At 37.1% G+C, this 2,653-nt stretch carries 1 protein-coding gene; it reads left to right on the plus strand.

Translation table 11 applies throughout. The features are described from left to right. Window positions 1-214 precede the first annotated feature (214 nt). Window positions 215-2,602, plus strand: a complete 2,388-nt coding sequence (locus ACZFYI_RS18710) for an alpha-ketoacid dehydrogenase subunit alpha/beta (protein WP_462525640.1) — start codon at window positions 215-217, stop codon at window positions 2,600-2,602. The last annotated feature ends 51 nt before the right edge of the window (window positions 2,603-2,653 follow it).

Genomic DNA, 2,653 nt, shown 5'->3' on the forward strand with positions numbered 1-2,653 from the left:
TATTTTATATTTTATAATCTATTTTAGTAATAAATGTTAGAAAAACAGAATTAAATTTTGTTAAATTCATTAAATTAATCATTTATCAAAATTATTTATGGAAATTAATCAAAATAATTCTGTTTTTAAATTTGTAAAAATGTCAATTTTCTTTATTTTTGGATAAGTAGAATTCTATAAGAAATAAACCCAAATAGCTTCAAGATTATTTAAAATGGATGAATTGGTAACATACTCCAAACAGAAAAGCGCCTCAGTGTTTGAAAAAGAGACTTTGCTCAATGAATACCGTATTGCCCAGGAAAGCCGTCAAGCTTCTTTAATGGGTAGGAAAGAGGTTTTTATGGGAAAAGCTAAATTTGGGATTTTTGGTGATGGAAAAGAACTTGCTCAAATTGCCATGGCCAGGCATTTTCAAAATGGAGATTTCCGTGCAGGATATTACAGGGACCAGACATTCATGTTTGCAATCGGAGAGTCTACGATAAGAGAATATTTTGCCCAGCTCTATGCCCATACGGACGTAAATTTGGAACCTGCTTCTGCTGGAAGACTTATGAACGGGCACTTTGCTACAAGGTCTCTGAATGCAGATGGTTCTTGGAAAGACCTTACTTCTATGAAGAATTCTTCAGCAGATATTTCTCCGACTGCCGGCCAGATGCCCAAGTTACTTGGTTTGGCTTATGCTTCGAAATTATTTAGAGAAAGTGCTGCATTAAAAGAATTTAACCAATTAAGCAAAAATGGGAACGAAGTGGCCTGGGGAACAATTGGGAATGCATCGACTTCAGAAGGTATGTTTTTCGAAACAATCAACGCAGCAGGAGTACTTCAAGTACCCATGGTAATTTCGGTTTGGGATGATGAATACGGCATTTCTGTTCCAAATGAATTTCATACCACAAAAGGAAGTATTTCTGAAATTTTGAGAGGATTTCAGCGAAATGATGATCAAAATGGATTTGAGATATTTGTTGTAAAAGGTTGGGATTATGAAGCTTTGGATAAAGCGTATGAAAATGCATCCAGAATTGCCAGGGAAGAACATGTGCCTGTTCTCATTCATGTGAAAGAACTAACACAGCCCCAAGGTCATTCAACTTCAGGATCCCATGAAAGATACAAATCAAAAGAACGACTCACTTGGGAAAAAGAAAATGATTGTATTGTTAAGTTTAGAGAATACCTCCTTGAAAGCGGTAAAATAACCGAAGAAGAACTTAATGAGATTGATCAAGAAGCTAAATCCTTTGTTAAAAATCAGAAAGAGGCAGCTTGGAAAGCATTTTCAGGTGAGATTAAATCTGAATTACAAGAATCATCATCACTTCTTCTCAAATTGTCCAAATCGTCACCGCAATCAGTTTTGATTGATCAATTAAATGATGAATTGATTAAAGCTCTGAATCCAATCCGAAAAGATGTGATCAGCACTGTCAGGAGGGCTCTTTGGATCACCAAAAGTGAAAATTCAGATGAAAGAGCCGATTTGACTGCTTGGTATTCTCTTCAACAAAAGCTAAATGAGGATAGATACAACTCCTATTTGTATAGCCATTCTTCTTGGAGAGCGGAAAATATTGAGGAAGTTCCCGTCGAATATGCAGATGACGCCTTAATGGTGGATGGAAGAGAGATTTTGCAGGCATGTTTTGACCATTTACTCAAAAATGAGCCGAAGTTTTTTGCTTTTGGAGAGGATGTAGGGAAAATAGGGGATGTGAATCAAGCCTTTGCCGGGCTACAATCAAAATATGGAGAACATCGAGTAACCGACACAGGAATACGGGAATGTACGATTATTGGACAAGGCATAGGTACTGCTTTAAGAGGGCTTAGGCCTATGGCAGAGATCCAATATTTGGACTATATATATTATGCACTGATGACTTTGGCTGATGATTTGGCGTGCCTTCAATATCGAACTAAAGGAGGTCAAAAAGCGCCATTAATTGTCAGGACAAGAGGGCATAGATTAGAAGGCGTATGGCATGCAGGTTCTCCAATTGGGATGCTTCTCCATTCCTTAAGAGGAATGTTGATCTGTGTTCCGCGAAATATGACACAGGCTGCAGGGATGTATAATACACTTATGGCCGCAGATGAACCGGCTTTGGTTATTGAATGCCTAAATGGGTACAGACTCAAGGAAAAAATGCCTTCCAATATCGGGGAGTTTAAAGTTTCATTAGGACAGCCTGAAGTGATAAAAACAGGTAAAGACCTTACTGTAGTCACTTATGGCTCAATGTGTAGAATTGTTTTGGAAGCTGCTGAAGATTTAAATCAGATGGGAATTGACATTGAAGTAATAGATGTACAGACATTATTACCCTTTGATGTAAATCATTCTATCGTTGAATCATTGAAGAAGACCAATAAAATTCTATTTACAGATGAAGATGTGCCGGGAGGTGCCACTGCATATATGATGCAACAAGTGATAGAAGAACAAAAAGGATATTATCACCTAGATGTAGAACCTGCAACATTGGCAGGAAAAGCCCATAGACCTGCATATTCTTCTGATGGAGATTATTTTTCAAAACCATCAGTGGATGATGTTGTAGAAAAAGTATATGCCATGATGAGTGATTGAAATCCAGTTCTATTTCCCAAAATCTATTAATCTAGATGAATTCTAACAAAA

This window comes from Aquiflexum sp., from assembly GCF_977115555.1.

Excerpts from the sequence above, each read along its gene's own strand:
- ACZFYI_RS18710 (WP_462525640.1), top strand. The coding sequence starts at position 215 with ATGGATGAATTGGTAACATACTCCAAACAGAAAAGCGCCTCAGTGTTT.